The following is an 18466-nucleotide window of genomic DNA, read 5'->3' on the forward strand; positions in this document are numbered from 1 at the left end:
TGTAGAACTTCCAATCAAATCTGTTCCTCTGATAAGGGGACGCTATTGAAATTTCTTTAAGTCACCCACACTTACTATTGGTAATCGAATTGAACTAGGTGAGTTTCTCGCACTCAAAAGGGTGTGAAATTTCATTTAGGTATAACAAGACTCAAGGACAGAGTAGCGCTGGTTGACTATATGATGGTCATCGCGGCATAGAGAAAGGGAACGGAGCTCCCCCAATCCATGTTGCTGGCTCGTCTGTACATTGAGTTGGCCTATCTACACAAAATAGACAGGCAATCACAGAGTCAAAACACAAAAGGAATTATTCATGTCTAATCCTCTTCTGACGTTTACGGACCTACCTCCGTTTTCTCAAATTAAACCAGAACACATCAAGCCTGCCGTTGAGCAAGCGATTGCTGACTGCCGAGCAAAAATCGATGAAGTTCTACAAGACAACGCTCACCCAACTTGGGACAGTGTGATTGCGCCAATTGAAGAAGCGGATGATCGCTTAAGCCGCATCTGGTCGCCAGTGGGTCACATGAACTCGGTAGTGAACAGCGAAGAGCTACGTGAAGCTTACGAAAGTTGCCTACCAATTTTGTCAGAGTACGGCACTTGGGTTGGTCAGCACAAAGGGTTGTACGAAGCGTACAAAACCATCAAAGCGAGCGAAGAATTTGCAACGTTAACTCGTGCCCAGCAGAAAACCATCACTGATGCACTGCGTGATTTCGAGTTATCAGGCATTGGTTTGCCATCCGATGAGCAGCACCGTTACGGCGAGATCAGCAAACGTATGTCTGAGCTGAGCTCTAAATTCTCTAACAATGTGCTGGATGCCACCATGGGTTGGACCAAGCACATCACAGACGAGAAAGACCTAGCAGGTATGCCAGAATCGGCGCTGGCAGCAGCGAAAGCTGCCGCAGAAGCAAAAGAGTTAGATGGTTACCTCATTACGCTAGATATCCCATCTTACCTACCTGTCATGACGTACTGCGATAACCAAGAGTTGCGTAAAGAAGTGTACGAAGCGTACGTGACGCGCGCTTCTGATCGAGGTCCAAACGCAGGCAAATGGGATAACTCAGAAATCATTACTGAGCAGCTAAAACTGCGCCATGAAATTTCACGTATGCTAGGTTTCAATACTTACAGTGAAAAGTCGTTAGCAACAAAGATGGCTGAAACGCCGGATCAAGTGCTGGGCTTCCTGAATGACCTAGCGACACGAGCGAAACCGCAAGGTGAACGTGAAGTCGAAGAGTTACGTCAGTTTGCGAAAAGTGAGTTTGGTGTTGAAGAGCTGAACGTTTGGGATATCGCTTACTACAGCGAGAAACAAAAGCAGCACCTGTTCCAAATTTCGGATGAAGAACTGCGCCCATACTTCCCAGAGTCAAAAGTCGTGAGCGGTCTGTTTGAAGTGCTAAACCGCGTGTTTGGCATGACCGTTACTGAGCGCGAAGGCGTAGACACTTGGCATGAGTCCGTGCGCTTTTTCGATATCTTTGATGCTGAAGGCACACTCCGTGGCAGTTTCTACCTAGATCTCTACGCTCGTGAACACAAACGTGGCGGCGCGTGGATGGATGATTGTCGTGGTCGTCGCGTTACGCTATCTGGCGAGCTGCAAACGCCGGTTGCGTATCTAACGTGTAACTTCAACCGTCCAGTGGGCGACAAACCAGCACTGTTCACGCACGATGAAGTCGTGACGCTATTCCATGAGTTTGGTCATGGAATCCACCACATGTTGACGCAAGTTGATACAGGTGCTGTTTCAGGTATTAATGGCGTGCCTTGGGATGCGGTTGAGCTACCAAGTCAGTTCCTAGAAAACTGGTGTTGGGAAGAGGATGCGCTGGCGTTCATTTCTGGTCACTATGAGACAGGTGAGCCGCTACCTAAAGCGATGCTAGACAAAATGCTCGCAGCGAAAAACTTCCAATCTGCGATGGGTATTTTGCGTCAGCTAGAATTCGGCTTGTTCGACTTCACGCTTCACACCGAATATGACCCTGAAGTGGGTGCGCGTGTACTGGAAACTCTGGCGAAAGTGAAAGAGAAAGTCGCGGTAGTTCCTGCGGTTGAGTGGGCGCGTTTCTCACACAGCTTCGGCCATATTTTTGCTGGTGGCTACAGTGCGGGTTACTACAGCTACCTATGGGCTGAAGTGCTGTCGTCAGACGCGTATTCTCGCTTTGAAGAAGAAGGCATCTTCAACAAAGAGACGGGTCTAAGCTTCCTGAACAACATCCTAGAAATGGGGGGCAGTGAAGAGCCAATGGAGCTGTTTAAGCGCTTCCGTGGCCGCGAGCCACAAATCGATGCACTGTTGCGCCATTCGGGTATTGCGGCGTAAATTGAGCAAAAAACATCAAGGCCAACCGTTCGGTTGGCCTTTTTTGTACAGTTTTTATAAAAAATTTTACGGATTTACGTTTCGGTTGATCGGGTTCTGCAACGATATCAATGTCTCCGTGGACTGAACCTCATCAATGGCTTGCAGCTTGTCGATCAGTACAAATTGCAGCTCTTCAATCGATTTGCACATCAATTTGACGAATATGTTATACGCGCCCGTGGTGTAGTAAGCTTCAACGACTTCGTCGAGCGCGTTGAGTTTTTCTAACGCGGAGTGGTAATCACGAGCTGCATTGAGGTTAATACCAATAAAGCAGCACACATCGTAGCCAAGCTTTTTGGTATTGATGATCACCTCCGTTCCCTCGATGATGTCAGCCGACTTCATCTTCTCGATACGCACATGGATAGTGGCAGGGCTGACATCGAACTGCTTTGCCATTTCTGCGTAGGGCGTTCTGGCGTCAGCCATCAGTGTTTTTAATATTGCGCGGTCAAGGTCGTCGAGTTTCGGCAGGCTCGTATTCATACTATGATTTCCGTTAGGGATAGAGTTTTACCTCCCTTTTATACTCATAGCGGATAGGATTCACAAGGTTTGGCAGGAGTAACTGCGGGTTAACTCCGAGCTATGGAGATAATGTGCAGCGTTTTCTGGTTATTGCCGCGCTATGTTGGAGCGCGTTTGCTACGGCCTCAGATCCGAAGGTGTTGGTCGTGCACTCCTATCATCAGGGTTTTTTCTGGACGGACTCCATACAGCGAGGCATCGAGCAACAGCTGGGCGATCGAGCGCTGGACATGCGTGTGCTCTATCTAGACTCGAAACGTAACCAGAGTGAGCAGTTTTTTGCGCAACTAAAATCCTTGTATCTTACGAAATTACGCAAAGAGCGATTCGATGCCATTTTAGTGAGCGATAACAATGCACTTGAACTCATGCAGCGTTTAGCCCCAATCATCAAAGACACCCCAGTTATATTTAACGGCATTAATAACTACCATCCTTCTTTACATCGTTCTCTGAATGCAACCGGAGTCATGGAAGATGTCGATTTGGAAGCGAATCTCGCTCTTATTGAGCGCTTACATCCGAACTACACACAAGTTCTCATCGTCAGTGACCACTCGGTGACCGGTGAGGTGTTGCGTTATCAAATCGACAATTTTGTCCTCAAGTTCCCGCAATATCGAGACAAAATCGTACAAGTTGTCCCAGACAGTATCATCGATCTAAAACAACAAGTCGCAAAACTGAGTTCCGATAAAGTCGTCTTGTTCTGGACCTATTACCGAGATAAACAAGGTATGGTTGGCAGCGAGCGTGACTGGGTTGGTGTCAACAAAGTCTCAAACGCGCCGCTGTTTATGGTGCATGACATTGGTTTGGGTCATGGCGCAGTTGGAGGGGTTATTCAAAGTGGTTATCGGCATGGTATTGAGAGTGCAGAGATGCTTGAGTTCGTTTTGGATAACCCTGATCAGCCTCTGCCTGCGGTGAAAAAAAGTGATTCTGAAATAAAGCTCGATTACCAAGCGGTAGCGCGTTGGGGATTGGGGGCTGAACAAGAGGTTTCTGCGGTATTTTTTAATAAGCCAATGAAGCTTTCTGAACGTTTTGCCAAGGAAATTCGCCTGTTTGGTAGCCTGTTTGTGGTGATGTCGGTGGTCATTTTGCTGATGGGTTATTATTTACAGCGGATGCGTCGAAGTGAGAGCGCTGTGCGAGAAAGCCAGGCTATTCTAGAATCGATTTTCGATCAGAGCATGCAGTATATGGGCATTTTGGATGCCAACGGTGTGCTTAAATCGGGCAACGATCACCTTCAATCCTTACTTTATCACCAAGGACTGCGTTTAGACCGACCACTTTGGTTTCACCCCAACTGGAGTGAAAAAGCACAAGCGTTGCTTGAGGAGTATTTCCACGCGCCTCACCATCAAGTGTCGACGTTTGAAGCTGAAATTTGGAGTAAAGAACACGGCGCATTGGTGTTAGAAGTTTCGCTCAAGCCTTTTTCTCAGCAAGTAGGGAATCATAAGCAATACTTGTTTGAAGCGCGCGATATTACCAGTCGTAAATTGATGGAGGACAAGCTCTACCAACGTGAGTCAACCTTACGCAACTATTACGAGCAGCAGCCCGTGATGATGGTGACGCTTGATAGTAATAACCGAATTCAAGAAGTGAATCGATTTGCTCAACTACTTCTTGGCTACAAACCGATGGACATGCTCGGACATCGCCTGAGGGAGTTCTATTTTGATGACAAAGTGCTGTTCCCTCGCCAAGTGTTATTGCAACCCAACCAGCAAGTGCATGGTGTTTGGCGACGTGAAGTCGAGTATCGTCATGCAAATGGTCATCGTGTTTGGGTGCGCGAGAATATTCGTCCGCTGAGTGAATCTGAGCAACTGCTGATTGTGGGCGAAGATATTACCGAAACCAAACTGCTCTCCGAGAAATTGGAATACCAAGCTCGCTATGACTTACTGACGGGGACTTACAACAGAAACCATTTTGAACTAGAGCTTAAGACCGCACTGTGCGAAGTGGACAGCCATCGTCGAGTCCACGCCATGCTGTACCTCGACTTAGATCAGCTAAAAGTCCTCAATGATACGGTTGGGCATGATGCAGGTGATGCGGCGATTCAATTCTGCGCCAGTATGCTGGAAGGCGTTCTGCCGTACAATTCCATCTTGGCTCGAATGGGAGGCGATGAGTTTGCGGTGTTACTCAAAGACTGTGACGAATATGGCGCCATCAATATTGCCAAACTGATCATCTCGACACTAAGCGAACACCTCTTTATTTGGGAAGACACACGCCTGTTCATCAGTTGCTCAATTGGTATCCGTATCATCGATCATACCGCTGATACGCCACAAATGGTGCACGCTCAAGCAGACTCTGCTTGTCACGCCGCTAAAGAGCAAGGCCGTAACCGCTATAATCTATTCAGCTTAGATAACGAAGAGTTGCAGCGTCGTCAGATGGAAATGCAGAGCGTCAATTTGGTGCATGAGGCATTGTCGAATCAACGTTTAGAACTGTTTGCTCAACCGATAAAAAGCTTACAAAAGCACGAGACTCAAATGTATTTTGAGATTTTGGTGCGTATTCGCAATGGGTACGGTGATTATGTTTCTCCTGCGCTGTTTATCCCTGCTTCCGAGCGCTACAACATTGCCCATTGGATTGATAAGCAGGTTATTACTCAAACGCTAGAGTGGTTTGAACAGCGTCCTGAGGTGATTGAACAGCTTGGTCGCTGTTCGATAAACCTTTCAGGTCAATCTATGGGGAATCAAGAGTTTATTGACTTCTTATTGGAGCGATTGGAAAGTTCGACTCTGCCGTGTGAAAAAATCTGCTTAGAAATCACCGAGACAGCGGCGATGAGCAATCTGGATCAAGCCATTGAGCTGTTTACCAAGCTAAAGGCTTTGGGTTGCATGATTGCATTGGATGATTTCGGATCTGGATTGTCTTCATTTGGTTACTTAAAGAAACTTCCTGTCGATATCGTGAAAATTGATGGTCTTTTCGTGCAAGATATCAACGTAAATGAAATGGACCGCGTGATGGTTCGTTCAATCAATGACTTGGCGAAACAACTAGGCAAAGTGACGGTGGCGGAGTTTGTCGAAAATGACCAGGTCATGCAGCATTTGATAGACCTCGGTGTGGACTACGGCCAAGGCTACGGTATTGGTCATCCTAAGCCGCTTTCTGAGCTAGTGGAGCAACTGACGGTTGTATAACCTCTGCGTAGCAAGCTCAACCTAGCATTAATAGGTAACTTAGGTATACACTCAGCGCCAGTTACCTCGATTTTTATTGGAGCCTCCTTTTGCAACTGCAATTGATCTGTGAAAACCTGTCTCAACAATCTCATCTTGATGAACTCGCTGCGCGTTGGCGGCTTTCTCATACTGACGATAGCGATTTTGCTTTGGTGCTAACCACCGAGCGTTTGGAGCTACGTAAAGTGGATGAGCCAAAGCTGGGTGCAATCTTTGTGGATTTGATTGGTGGTGCGGTCGGTCATCGTCGCAAGTTCGGTGGTGGTAAAGGTCAGGCAATTGCGAAAGCTGCGGGGTTGAACAAAGGGGCAACGCCAACCGTGTTAGACGGCACGGCAGGTCTTGGTCGTGATGCGTTTGTGCTCGCCTCACTAGGTTGTAAAGTGCAGATGGTCGAGCGTCATCCAGTCGTCGCGGCTTTGTTAGATGATGGCTTGGATCGAGCGAAACAAGACCCAGAAATCGGCACCTGGGTATCTGAGCGCATGTCGCTAATCCATGCTTCTAGCCATGATGCGTTGGAACAATTGGCGCAAGATAAAGACTTTGTCCAGCCAGATGTGGTGTATCTTGACCCGATGTATCCGCACCCAGAAAATAAAAAGAAGTCGGCGCTCGTGAAAAAAGAAATGCGCGTTTTCCAATCGTTGGTTGGCGCCGATTTGGACGCCGATGGCCTACTAGAACCAGCCATGGCGTTAGCCACAAAGCGTGTAGTAGTTAAACGCCCAGACTATGCTAACTGGCTGAACGAGAAAAAACCGACCATGGCGATTGAAACGAAAAAAAATCGCTTCGATGTCTATGTTAAAGCATCGATGGCATAACTTCCTGACGGCTCAACTTTTCTTGTCACAGTACGGTGTATCGTGCTGTGACTCAGCTTCTCTTTCCTCGTCTCTATTGATAGTTTTCTCTTGCTAATTCCCTTTCCTGACTGTATATCTAACTAAGAATTATTATTATTTCACTTGTTGTGATGCGGTCGATAACTGGGAAGCTGGAGTAGTAGAATGGCTAAACGTTTATGTAAAATGAGTCGCAAACAGATCGCGGCAGAACTTGGTGATATCCATCGTTTAGTTGTCGCACCAAAATTCGTTTGTCGTTCTTGCGCACGCTCTTCATCGGCCAAAGATACCCTTTGTAAGCCAGCCGCAATTCCTCCACAAAAATGCCAAGACAAGCCATTGAGTGAGCAACAAGCATGTGGCTTATTGGTTGAAGCTCTGCCATCACAAGCGATTCCAGTGACCACTAAACAAAGCAACGAAAAAGCCGCGATTGTGAAGCGTGTTGTTGAGCGCGTGAAAGAGAAAAAACAAGCCGAAAAATCTCCGGAGCCAGTAAGAGCCGACGCATCAGTATGGTTTGATTTAGCGGATAAAAAATCGCTCAAGAAAGCGAAAAAAGCACTGAAAAAGCACTATAAGCAGCAAAAGAAGTTGCTAAAAGTGGCGAAAAAACAACAAAAGTTACTTAAGCGTCAGCGTAAACTGGAAGCGCGTAATGCGAAACTAGAAGTGTTGCTGCCAACGCCACCTAATGCTTTGATGAACGCAATCTCACAAGCCAAAGTGCATTAATCAAATAAAAAAACGCTCTCCAGTCGGAGAGCGTTTTTTATTGTCGAAATGTTTATAGGATTAGCTGCGTTACTTATTGGCGTAGCTCATCTCTACGCGCTTTTTCACCCAGGTTTCGTTAATCCATAGGGATAGCATGATGATCGCACCGCCAATGGCGAGTCGCATGACATCAACATCGCGGTTCCAAATCACAATGTTTACAATCAAGCCCGCCGGAACCAATGCATTGTTCATTACTGCCAGTGCACCTGCGTTCACCATAGTCGCGCCTTTGTTCCAAGCAAAGTAACCAAAACCAGAAGCAATCAACCCAAGGTATGTCAGAATGCCCCATTGCGTTGTAGTGGTTGGTAGTTTGTCGAGGTTACCCATGAGCGCGAAAGCCACGGTTGCTACACAAAGTGCACCTAAGTAGAAGTAGCCAAACACGGTGTGTTGTGGCAAATCGACGGGTTCACTCTCCATGATATATTTGTAGCCCACCTGACCGATGGCAAAGCAGAGGTTTGCTCCTTGTACGACCAAAAAGCCCAGTAGGAAATCTTCATTAATGCCTGCAAATTTAATCCAGGCGGCACCAAATACGGCTATTGCTGCGGTAACTAAGTACCAAGGTGAAAAGCGACCTTTCAAGAAGTCATAGATTAGCGTGACGTAAATGGGTGTGAATACGGTGAACAGCAATACTTCTGGCACGGAAAGGAGCAAAAAAGATTGGTAGTAGAAGCAATACATCAAACCGAGCTGGAAGCCACCGACAGTCATCAGTTTCGCGATCAGGGATTTGCTAACGCCACGGAATTTCAAAAAGGGAATGAAAACCAGGCTCGCCAGTGCCACGCGCATGAACACCGAGAACCAAGAATCAACCTGACCGGCGAGGTAAACGCCGATCAGGCTAAATGAGAATGCCCAAAGTAGGGTAACTGCGGATAGATAAGCCATGGATGAGAATCTTTATCAACAACAAATGTGCCCGCAGTCTAACCAAGTTTTATCGCTGCGCCAATCAGTCTTTTAGCGGTACGACCAGCATATCGACTGGTGAGCAGTTAATCAGCTGTCGAGTCGAAGATAGAATCTTGCTCCAGAAATCTTGGTGATGACCACAAACCACCAAATCAATACTGTAATCTTGAATGGTATCGCACAGCTCATTACTCAAATCGCCACTACCGACTAAAGTATGGGCAATTGGGTATTGCGCATATTCAGCGAAGTTTGCCAATTGTGTGCGCGATGCTTCCATTGCTTGATGTTGCGCTTCTGCCATATTGATATCGATAAGCCCGGTGTAGAGTTCTGCGTAGTTCACGTCGATGTGAATAAAAGAGACTTTCGCATCCAGAGGTTTAGCCAGTGATACGGCTTTCTTAATCAACACTTTACTGTCGTCTGAAAGGTCGACTGCCACAAGTATGTGTTTGTAACTCATATTGCTATCTCCTTGTAAGGTCATAGTTTTAGATTAGCACCAACCCCAAAAAAAATTTGCTGAAGTGATCTCATATCGGTGCCGTAGGTACAAAGTCTTGTCTCAGTAATCATGTTATAGTGGCGTTATACCCAAGTGACTTTGATATGCTGAAATAAGCGTAGTGTTACTGACTAGAGTTGAAGTGAAACTTCGCCGTGTCTGCCAGACCAAGCTATTCTCGCAGCGTCATTTATTTCGAGGTTACTTGGGTATATTGCATGCACAATAATAGGAGTTAACATGCTGTCTCAAACTATGGTCGAACAATTGAATGAGCAAATTAACCTAGAATTTTTCTCATCCAATCTATACTTACAAATGAGTGCTTGGTGTGAAGACAAAGGTTTTGAAGGTGCGGCTGAATTTTTACGCGCTCACGCCGTAGAAGAAATGGAGCACATGCAACGCCTATTCACTTACGTGAGTGAAACTGGCTCAATGCCAATCTTAGGCGCTATTGATGCGCCAAAGCATGACTTTGCGAGCCTAGGTGACGTTTTCCGCGAGACATTTGAACATGAGCAAATGATCACGGAAAAAATCAACAAACTGGCGCACGTTGCATTTACTAGCCAAGACTACTCAACGTTTAACTTCCTACAGTGGTACGTGTCAGAACAGCACGAAGAAGAGAAGTTGTTTAAAGGGATTTTAGATAAGATCGAACTGGTAGGTGAAGACGGTAAAGCGTTGTTCTTCATTGACAAAGATCTAGCACAAATGGCGAAAGAAGGTTCATCTTCAATCATGGATGCTCCAGCTGCGTAAACGCGTTTTGGGACGTTGTAAGTAGCGGGTAAAGACGAAGTGTTGATCGTCTTTTTCTCTTGAGCATTGTTGAAGATGTAGGGAGGAAAAGATGATCAGTGGAGACACAATCTTATTTGCGCTAATGGTGGTAACTGGAGTTAATATGGTCCGGTATCTCACCGCTCTTCGTTCTCTAATTTATATCATGCGTGAAGCGCATCCGCTGTTATATCAGCAAGTTGATGGTAATGGTTTTTTTACCACTCATGGAAATGTCACCAAGCAGGTGAGGTTGTATCACTACATTAAAAGTAAAGAATATCATCATCACCACGATGAAATTTTTACTGGTAAGTGTGAAAGAGTGCGTGAATTGTTTGTTCTATCGACCGCGTTGCTCGGCGTGACGCTACTTGCAGCCTTCATTCTCTAAGAGTCAATAATCTAGATAGTTGTTCTGTCTGAGATTTTGCGGACATACAGAGCGCTTAGAGTTTAAGCGCTTTTCCCTTTCGGTATTTGTCGGTAGAATGTCGCGCCTAGAAAGCAAGGATGTGCAATGTGCACATCCTTTTTTATTTTGATTCGATACCAATCAGTCTAAGAGCTACCGATGAGTAAGAAATTTGATGTTGTTGTAATTGGCGCAGGCGCAGCAGGTTTAATGTGTGCTGCAGAAGCAGGCAAGCGAGGCCGCCGTGTTTGGGTGCTCGATCATGCTAAAAAGCCAGGACGTAAAATCCTTATCTCGGGCGGTGGTCGTTGTAACTTCACTAACTACGACGTTTCAGCTAATCACTATTTGTGTCAAAACCCGCACTTTGTTAAGTCGGCGCTCTCCCAATACACTAACTGGGATTTCATCTCGATGGTGTGTAAACATGGCATTGAGTTCGAAGAGCGTGATCACGGCCAGTTGTTTTGTGTCGATGCATTTACGGCCAAAGATATCGTGAAGATGTTGTTAGCTGAGTGTGACATGCCGAACATCGAGCAGCGTTACCAATGCGATGTTCATTCGATTGAAAAAATTGATGAAGGCTTTCGTTTGCATGCTGGTACTGAGATTGTCGAATGTGAGTCTTTAGTTATCGCAACAGGTGGCTTGTCGATGCCAAAACTGGGAGCGACACCATTTGGTTATAAAGTCGCGGAACAATTTGGTCTTCGAGTTATCCCAACCACGGCAGGTCTTGTACCATTTACTCTGCATAAAGAAGACAAAGAAGACTTTGCTGAGTTATCTGGTATCGCGGTACCTGCGGAAATTACGGCTGAAGATGGCACCATGTTCAAAGAAGCCCTGTTGTTCACACATCGTGGGTTATCTGGTCCAGCAGTGTTACAGATTTCTTCATTCTGGCGGGCCGGACAAAAGGTGTTGATCAATCTTGTGCCAAACGATGATGTTGCTGAGTTATTAGAACGCAGTCGTGAGAAGCATCCAAATCAGTCACTCAAGAATACGCTTGCCAAAGTGCTGCCTAAGCGTCTGGTTGAAGTCTTAATTGAACGTAAAGAGCTAGTCGATAAACCGCTAAAACAGTTCAATCAAAAGGAGCTTGCGGCGATTGTGGAGCGCCTAGAGCATTGGGATATCGCCCCGAATGGCACTGAAGGCTACCGAACTGCGGAAGTGACACTCGGCGGTGTCGATACTGATCACTTATCCTCGAAAACCATGGAATGCAAAGACATTAAAGGGCTTTATTTTATTGGTGAGGTGATGGATGTGACTGGTTGGCTAGGGGGCTACAATTTTCAGTGGTGCTGGTCGAGCGGTTTTGTTGCGGGGCAGTGGGTTTAATCAAACACCAAACGCAGCCTAACTGCATAAAAGATAAGATACAAAAAGAGCACTGAGTTTTATTCAGTACTCTTTTTGTATTCCCATAGCGAGTTACTCGTCTTGATACTTTTCGAGTTTGTTATAGAGCGTTTTCACGCTAATGCCTAACTCCTGCGCTGATTCCGTTTTATTGCCTTGATTCTCTTCAAGGGTATTGAGAATGGCGGCTTTTTCTAGCTCTTCTAGCGAAACGCCCGCCGGAACAAGGTCTTCGATGCTGGTGCCTGTTTCCAATGGTGGTGTGTCGAAGATCAGGTGTTCATCTCGGATGGTGTCATCAGCCAAAATAAATGCACGCTCGATCGTGTGTTTGAGCTCACGGACATTACCTGGCCAGTCGTGTGCAGCGATTTTTTGGATCGCAGAGTCAAGAATCGTTTTGGTTTTTGCCTCATTGGCGTTGCGGTGCGCAATAAAGTGCTTGGCCAGACCGACGATATCACCGCCTCGTTCTCGCAGTGGCGGTATCGTTAATGGGAAATGCGATAAGCGGAAAAACAGATCTTCACGCAGGAACTGCTCCTCAATGGCGATTTTAGGATCACGGTTTGTAGCAGCAATGATGCGAGTATTAGCGATATGAACTGTATTACTGCCAACTGGGCGATACTCTCCGGTTTCTAGCACCCGCAATAGCTTCACTTGATGCTCGATAGGCATCTCGGTGATTTCATCTAAAAATAGGGTGCCGCCCTCTGCCTGCTTAAATACACCTTGGTGAGTTTTATTTGCTCCGGTAAAAGCGCCTTTCTCATGGCCAAACAGTTCACTATCAACCAATTCAGGGCTAATGGCACCACAGTTAATCGCTATAAAGGGCTGCTGTTTACGCTCACTCGCTAAGTGGATGGTCTGCGCCACCAGTTCTTTGCCTGATCCACTTTCACCGACAATAAGGACGTTGGCTTCTGTTTTAGCAACGCGCCTGATCATACGATAGAGCTGATGCATCGGAGAGGAAGAGCCGACCAAAAGACCAAATTGGTCAAGATCGCTGGTGGACACTTTACGCCCTTGATCTTGTTTGTGTTGATAGTACTGGCTGACTTCACTCAGGGTGTCCGTCAGAATGGCAATATCAACGGGCTTTCTGTAGTGAAAAATAGCACCCAAGTTCATCAGCTTATCCAAGTTCTCGTTTGGAGCGCCAGAGCTAATGATGATCAAGTCCATATCGTAGATGTCTTCGATATTAGAAAGACGTTGATAATCTGCACTAGTAAAGTGGGCGACTTCAACAATCGCAACTTCCGGTTTGAGTTGTAGGAAATCTTCAATCCATTGGTCTGCGGCATCGATGTCATGCAGACGAAATTTGTTCAGTTCCTGGCAAGAAGCGATGGCATTTTTAAGTGATGGATCTTGTATTCTTAGAAACAGGCTTGGCATCGACATAGAAATGTCCTCTTTACTATGACAGAAACAATGTACGTGGATTATTCTCACTTCACAAGACAAAATATTGTCAGCATAGATTTAAGGATTTGTTCGGTATTTTTATGTTGTTAGCCCCTTTTTGATATATATCGGTGAGAGCCATCAGTAGATATTTCCTTTTGTTCAGATTTTTATTTTTAAAATAATAAGTTTGCTATTAATTGATTCTGGGGAAATAGCCTTTCTGTTTTATCAGGTTATTTAGGCACAAGTGACGGAGGCTTTATCACCGATTAAAAATTACATTTTTTACGTGTAAATAATTCATGCTTATACTTTATTGCTCATCTCATTTTTACCTCTTTCCTTTATTGGTCAATTAAAAACAATGAGTTATAAAGTTGGCACATGGTTTGCTCCTAGGGAAGTGCAACGTCAATAAAGGAGAATTACCATGAATAACATCGCAGCTAAAATTGTACTTACGTCAGTTCTTGCTACTTCATCTACAGCAGTCTTAGCGAGTGATAAATGGGAAAAAGAATCCATGGACGCTTGGCTAGATGGTAAAGCTGAAACCACACTACTGCTAAACAGCAATCTCAACTCTTTTGATATCAATACCGATGTAGAGAATCAGGTCGTTACCCTTTCTGGTTCGGTAAACAATGATCTTGAAAAATCACTTGCCGAAGAGCTTGTTACTGGTCTTGATGGTGTGAAAAAAGTAAACAACGAATTGTCAGTAGTGAATGAAGGCAAGAAAGAAACTGATTCAGAAGCTTTAGCTACACTGACCGATTCTAAAATCACGACTATAGTTAAAACGCGCCTACTAATGGATACCAATGTGAGTGGTACGGATATTGATGTAACGACAGAACGCAAAACGGTAACGTTGGCAGGTAAAGTTAATTCAGATGCGGAGCATGATCTTGCAATTTCAATTGCAAATAACACCAATGACGTAAATAAGGTGATTGATAAGCTAGAAGTGGTTCAATAATAGCGAGCCGAGTGATTTAACCCACTTTTATTAGGAGGTAACACTATGGTTCGTTGGATGTTTATTTTTCTGGCACTGGCACTAATTTCTGCACTATTAGGCTTTACCGGTATTGCAGGAGCTGCTGCCTCTATCGCGCAAGTGATATTTTACCTATTCCTATTGTCATTAATTGTATCAATAGTGATTGTTCTGCTGGGAAGAAAAAACGTAAATAGATAGGAGATTCCATGCGACTTACGTCATTTATTTACCGTATCGCCGCAGTATTCGGTTTGGTGTTTGCGTTGGCAGCTTGTAGTGAAGAAGGGCCAATGGAACAGGCCGGCAAAAAGATAGATGAAGCCGCCGAAGAAACCCAAAATGCGATTGAAGATGAATGTGAAAACATTAAAGAAAACCTAAACGCTGAAGACCAAGATTGTTAGCCGAATCAGGTTAGGTTTTTACGCATAGCTATGTAAGAGAGGGGCGGTCAATCACCGCCCTTCCTTTTGTCCCAATTGTTTACAATCAGATAAGGAGTCAAAGATGAAAAACATATTTGATGTACTGAAAGAGAGTCATGAAAAGCAGCGCCTTTTACTCGATGCTCTGATGGAAACGTCTGGAGATTCCCCCGCTCGTGAAGAGTTTTACCACAACCTTAAAGAGGAACTCGAACAGCACGCAGCGGCAGAAGAGCGATTTTTCTACGCGCCTTTAATAGATAGCGATAAGACCATTGATCTCACTCGCCATGGCATCGCAGAGCATCATGAAATTGATAAAGTGATTGCACAGCTTGATGCAACCGATATGAGCTCGCCAGCGTGGCTCAACCTAATGAAAACCTTGCGTCACAAAGTGTTGCACCATCTTGAGGAAGAAGAGCAGCGTTTCTTCCAGTTAGCCGGTAAGGTAATGACCGATAAGCAGAAAATGAAACTAGCGGATGGTTATGTTGAAGAGATGGCAAGCTAGGTAGAGTGTTGGACCTTTTCGTGCCATTTCGGCACGGGAAGGCACTCAATCAAGGCGTTTACTCAAGTTCATGTATCCAAGCTCAATCCCCCGCGTATTCTAACTTCCACTAAAAAGTGCACTCGCTGAAGGCAAGGAGAGCGAATGTTTATCATCAAATATTATATTCTTGGCGCTCTGATCAGTTTATTGGCCGCTATCTATACGCCTCAAATTATCGTTAGTCTGCTGTTCTTGTGGATATCTCTTTCTTTAGCGTTGGTCAGCGTAGCCTACGTATTCGACATTCCCTCTATTTTTAGAAAAAACCAAGATGGCAAGATTGTCAGGTGGATTCGCTGGGCATTCATTCCATTTTTATTGGGGGCTAGAGCGTATAACGCCTGGGAAAGACGGCGTGATACTGTGCCTCCAATCCAAAAAGTCAGCGACAATTTATACCTATCTCGCCGTTTGTTTCAGAGTGACTTAGATTTTCTCGAATCCAATGAGATCTCTTGTATTGTCGATGTCACCGCAGAATTTGCAGGCCTTGAAAGTGCGATGACCGACAAGCAGTTTCATTACCTTTCGATTCCGGTACTCGACCACAAAGCCCCAACGCTAGAGCGCCTTCGCCATGCGATTAACTGGATTGATACTCAAATCTCGTGCTCGCGGGCTGTGGTTGTGCATTGTGCGTTAGGGCGTGGTCGTTCAGTGTTTGTTGTGGCGGCGTATTTACTGAGCAAAGACCCGTCACTGACGGTTGAATCTGTGATGAAAAAAATCAATGACGTACGTAGTACCGCGAGATTAAATAAATTACAGATTAGGACGTTACGAGCGATCAGTGAAAAAGGCGTACTGGGGCTGGATCAATCCACTTGGATGGTGGTTAACCCTGTTTCAGGTGGCGGCAAATGGGAGGAAAACGAACAGCACTTGATTCGTGAGCTAACCAAAAAATATCGCTTGAGTATTCATCAAACCACCACAAACCTCAGCGCCGAGCAGCTAACACAACAGGCAAAAGAAAGTGGAGCTAAGCAAATCATCGTAGCTGGTGGCGATGGCACAGTAACAGAGGTGGCTAGCCAATTGGTGGATACCGACCTAAAACTCGGTATTGTTCCGCTCGGAACTGCCAATGCGTTATGTCATGTGCTCTATGGCGTTGGCGCCAAATTCTCACCGGTCGAAAAAGCGTGTGAAGCGTTGCTTGGCGGACACTGCCAACGTATTGATACTGCGGACTGTAATCAGCGGCTTATTTTATTGGTCTTAGGCATTGGGCTAGAACAGAAAATGATCGAGCACGCTCAGCGAGAAGAGAAAAATGTTTTTGGACAACTCGCTTACCTCACCGGCTTTTTTAATGCTGTAGTGGCGGAAGAAACGCAAGCTTTAACCGTATCGTTAGACGCTCCAACTGAAGATGGAAACCACGACAAGAATACACAAACGCTTGAAGTCCATAGTTTTGTCGTTGCGAATATCGCTCCATTTAGTACGTTGCTTGCCCAAGGTGGTGATGCGCCGCAGCCTGATGATGGCAAGCTGCATATCACATATTTAGATAACACCGAGTCTTTAGGCGGACGTCTTATCGCATTGTCGGATCTGACATTAACGAGCGTAGGCGCACAGGAAGAATCGACACATTTTCAATACGCGACGGCTCAGAGCGTCACTATTTCTGCGAATAAACCGATTGAGTATGTGATTGATGGTGAACTGTATTCTGATGAGCAACTGGCAATCAAGCTGCGTCCAAAGTCATTGAACGTATTTGTTCCAAGCCAGAGACGTAAATCAGCTTCGCTTTAACACAGATAATCCGCGGATAACGCGCCATTTGCTTCGTATTCTACATGGCGCTTTTTCTGTGTTGTTTGATGATTTGGTGTGCGTCGTAAAAAGGCTATTAAGGTCGCTGCGTAGATGCAGCGGCTTTTTTTCTATCTGCACCTTTTACTAGGTTGATTGGGGATGTGGTTTAAACAAAGTGAAAGAAAGAAGGGCGAGTATAATTACTCACCCTGAGGTAAGTGCTTTTCAATTTCATCGTTTTCAACTTGTAAAGCAGCTAACCAATAAGAAACAAGTGCGGTTAAGTTGGTGTCGTCAATGGCTCTAAGCAGGGCTTTTAAATCATCTAACAGTAATTTATTCATAAAATGCATTTCTTTGTAATTGCCTAACTCGGCAACGCCGTATTCGGTGGCATTTTCTGCAATGAATTTTTCACCATCTTGATCGAAGAACAGCTTCGCCATCTTTTTGATCATCACTTTTTCTATTTTCACGAATCGATATGCCGCTCTTGCGAGTGTCATATGTGATTGCGGGTTAACGAGAGGCAAACACGTTTGGCGATGGTGTGTCATTTTTACGAGTAGCTCCCTTACTCGATTGTTATCCAATGTCATAGTGACCTCTTTATTTATGACTATTGTCGTGGGACATTTCTCGTGATGGTTATGTTAATGCGCCTGTGGGCTTGTCAGAAATGGCCAAAGCAAGTTGGCCATTTCTTTGATCAATACCGAGCTTTATTGCAAAGGCGACCACCAAGTTTTAGCTAATAAGGCTGATGCTGCTGAGTTTTTCTTTGCAGCTTTTTATATCGCTACGAACTTTCAGCAGAACCGAGTTATCCGCCTGCTCTGGGTGGGAAGTAATCAAATTCTCAATCTCTTTGAGTACCTTGCTTTCGACACCTTCAAGCTGTTCTAAATACATAGACTCTTTGTCAGAGGACACTTCCTTCATCACGTCGCTGTAGACCTCACGCGCCTTGATGGTGTAGGAAACTGGAGTGTCGTCGGCAGATTCTTCATTGTTACTTGCTAGAGAGTAGGGAGTGAGCTCAATGACTGCACGCTCACGTACTCTGAGCAGTTCTACCAACACATTATTCAAAGAAGTGTTGTCGATGTTCTCGATGGCCTTGTTGTAAATTTCATTTCCGCTTTCGATAAGCTCAATGATTGAGGCGATGTTTTCATTTTTCATATGCCACTCCTTATTTACTGGTGATAGGGGTGTTTGAGCGTATGGAATACAAACACGATGTTCATCTTCAATTGCAGGTTGTATGCCAATGAGTTTTAAGTCTTATTAATCAGTGACTTAATGTCTTGTTTTGCAATAAATTGCTAACAGTCGGTAAGGCGCTAAGAAAAAATTACAAGAATGGCGGGGAAAGCCTGGAAAGAATTACACGTACAGATACGGCTTTTTATCGAAACAAAAATAAAACCAATAAAAAACAATAACTTAAAATTCTGGCATGGATATGG

18 protein-coding genes are annotated in these 18466 nt (G+C 45.1%); 12 read left to right on the forward strand and 6 right to left on the reverse strand.

What is annotated here, in order from left to right:
- Positions 1-316: 316 nt before the first annotated feature.
- Positions 317-2359 carry an oligopeptidase A gene (prlC, locus tag R7P74_RS12410; RefSeq protein WP_017635033.1) on the forward strand — a complete coding sequence of 681 codons (2043 nt, stop codon included), beginning with the start codon at positions 317-319 and terminating at the stop codon, positions 2357-2359.
- 66 nt (positions 2360-2425) lie between these two features.
- On the opposite strand, the gene asnC is transcribed toward prlC, so the two are convergent.
- Positions 2426-2890 carry a transcriptional regulator AsnC gene (gene asnC / locus R7P74_RS12415; protein WP_086046422.1) on the reverse strand — a complete coding sequence of 155 codons (465 nt, stop codon included), beginning with the start codon at positions 2888-2890 and terminating at the stop codon, positions 2426-2428.
- A gap of 113 nt (positions 2891-3003) precedes the next feature.
- On the opposite strand from asnC, the gene R7P74_RS12420 reads away from it, so the two are divergent.
- The 3 genes from R7P74_RS12420 to R7P74_RS12430 all read left to right on the forward strand — a co-directional run bounded on the left by R7P74_RS12420 (position 3004) and on the right by R7P74_RS12430 (position 7757).
- Complete coding sequence (locus R7P74_RS12420; RefSeq protein WP_086046423.1) at positions 3004-6129, forward strand: EAL domain-containing protein; 3126 nt, start codon at positions 3004-3006, stop codon at positions 6127-6129.
- An 89-nt stretch (positions 6130-6218) separates the two neighbouring features.
- Positions 6219-6998 (forward strand): class I SAM-dependent methyltransferase, encoded by a 780-nt coding sequence (locus R7P74_RS12425; protein ID WP_025768285.1) that lies wholly within the window; start codon positions 6219-6221, stop codon positions 6996-6998.
- A 186-nt stretch (positions 6999-7184) separates the two neighbouring features.
- Positions 7185-7757, forward strand: a complete 573-nt coding sequence (locus R7P74_RS12430; RefSeq protein WP_017821113.1) for a hypothetical protein — start codon at positions 7185-7187, stop codon at positions 7755-7757.
- A gap of 69 nt (positions 7758-7826) precedes the next feature.
- Here the strand turns inward: R7P74_RS12430 and R7P74_RS12435 are convergent, their stop codons facing one another.
- Together R7P74_RS12435 and uspA are read right to left on the reverse strand one after the other, a co-directional pair.
- Positions 7827-8705 (reverse strand): carboxylate/amino acid/amine transporter, encoded by an 879-nt coding sequence (locus tag R7P74_RS12435; protein WP_025768287.1) that lies wholly within the window; start codon positions 8703-8705, stop codon positions 7827-7829.
- Positions 8706-8769: 64 nt separating this feature from the next.
- The gene (gene uspA, locus R7P74_RS12440; RefSeq protein WP_005379165.1) at positions 8770-9195 is read right to left on the reverse strand and encodes a universal stress protein UspA; all 426 of its coding nucleotides are present in this window, start codon (positions 9193-9195) and stop codon (positions 8770-8772) included.
- A gap of 282 nt (positions 9196-9477) precedes the next feature.
- Between uspA and ftnA the strand changes: the two genes are divergently transcribed.
- From ftnA to R7P74_RS12455, 3 genes are all read left to right on the forward strand, one after another.
- Positions 9478-10005 carry a non-heme ferritin gene (gene ftnA / locus R7P74_RS12445; protein ID WP_005379167.1) on the forward strand — a complete coding sequence of 176 codons (528 nt, stop codon included), beginning with the start codon at positions 9478-9480 and terminating at the stop codon, positions 10003-10005.
- Between the two features lie 91 nt (positions 10006-10096).
- The gene (gene uspB, locus R7P74_RS12450) at positions 10097-10420 is read left to right on the forward strand and encodes a universal stress protein UspB (protein WP_005379169.1); all 324 of its coding nucleotides are present in this window, start codon (positions 10097-10099) and stop codon (positions 10418-10420) included.
- A gap of 180 nt (positions 10421-10600) precedes the next feature.
- Entirely contained in the window at positions 10601-11794 is a 1194-nt protein-coding gene (locus R7P74_RS12455) for an NAD(P)/FAD-dependent oxidoreductase (RefSeq protein WP_225468024.1), read from the forward strand.
- Between the two features lie 93 nt (positions 11795-11887).
- Here the strand turns inward: R7P74_RS12455 and R7P74_RS12460 are convergent, their stop codons facing one another.
- Entirely contained in the window at positions 11888-13231 is a 1344-nt protein-coding gene (locus R7P74_RS12460; RefSeq protein WP_005382945.1) for a sigma-54 interaction domain-containing protein, read from the reverse strand.
- 436 nt (positions 13232-13667) lie between these two features.
- Between R7P74_RS12460 and R7P74_RS12465 the strand changes: the two genes are divergently transcribed.
- The 5 genes from R7P74_RS12465 to R7P74_RS12485 all read left to right on the forward strand — a co-directional run bounded on the left by R7P74_RS12465 (position 13668) and on the right by R7P74_RS12485 (position 16991).
- The gene (locus R7P74_RS12465; protein WP_005379174.1) at positions 13668-14219 is read left to right on the forward strand and encodes a BON domain-containing protein; all 552 of its coding nucleotides are present in this window, start codon (positions 13668-13670) and stop codon (positions 14217-14219) included.
- A 45-nt stretch (positions 14220-14264) separates the two neighbouring features.
- On the forward strand, positions 14265-14441 hold the full coding sequence (locus R7P74_RS12470; RefSeq protein WP_005379177.1) for a DUF1328 family protein: 177 nt from the start codon (positions 14265-14267) through the stop codon (positions 14439-14441).
- 8 nt (positions 14442-14449) lie between these two features.
- Positions 14450-14647 carry a hypothetical protein gene (locus R7P74_RS12475; RefSeq protein WP_005379178.1) on the forward strand — a complete coding sequence of 66 codons (198 nt, stop codon included), beginning with the start codon at positions 14450-14452 and terminating at the stop codon, positions 14645-14647.
- Positions 14648-14750: 103 nt separating this feature from the next.
- On the forward strand, positions 14751-15182 hold the full coding sequence (locus R7P74_RS12480; RefSeq protein ID WP_005379185.1) for a hemerythrin domain-containing protein: 432 nt from the start codon (positions 14751-14753) through the stop codon (positions 15180-15182).
- Positions 15183-15326: 144 nt separating this feature from the next.
- Complete coding sequence (locus R7P74_RS12485; RefSeq protein ID WP_258474622.1) at positions 15327-16991, forward strand: diacylglycerol kinase family protein; 1665 nt, start codon at positions 15327-15329, stop codon at positions 16989-16991.
- Between the two features lie 203 nt (positions 16992-17194).
- On the opposite strand, the gene R7P74_RS12490 is transcribed toward R7P74_RS12485, so the two are convergent.
- Together R7P74_RS12490 and R7P74_RS12495 are read right to left on the reverse strand one after the other, a co-directional pair.
- Positions 17195-17593, reverse strand: a complete 399-nt coding sequence (locus R7P74_RS12490) for a hypothetical protein (RefSeq protein WP_017821105.1) — start codon at positions 17591-17593, stop codon at positions 17195-17197.
- A gap of 148 nt (positions 17594-17741) precedes the next feature.
- On the reverse strand, positions 17742-18179 hold the full coding sequence (locus tag R7P74_RS12495; protein WP_005379194.1) for a DUF2383 domain-containing protein: 438 nt from the start codon (positions 18177-18179) through the stop codon (positions 17742-17744).
- Positions 18180-18466 lie beyond the last annotated feature (287 nt).

This window comes from Vibrio sp. 2033 (assembly GCF_033339735.1).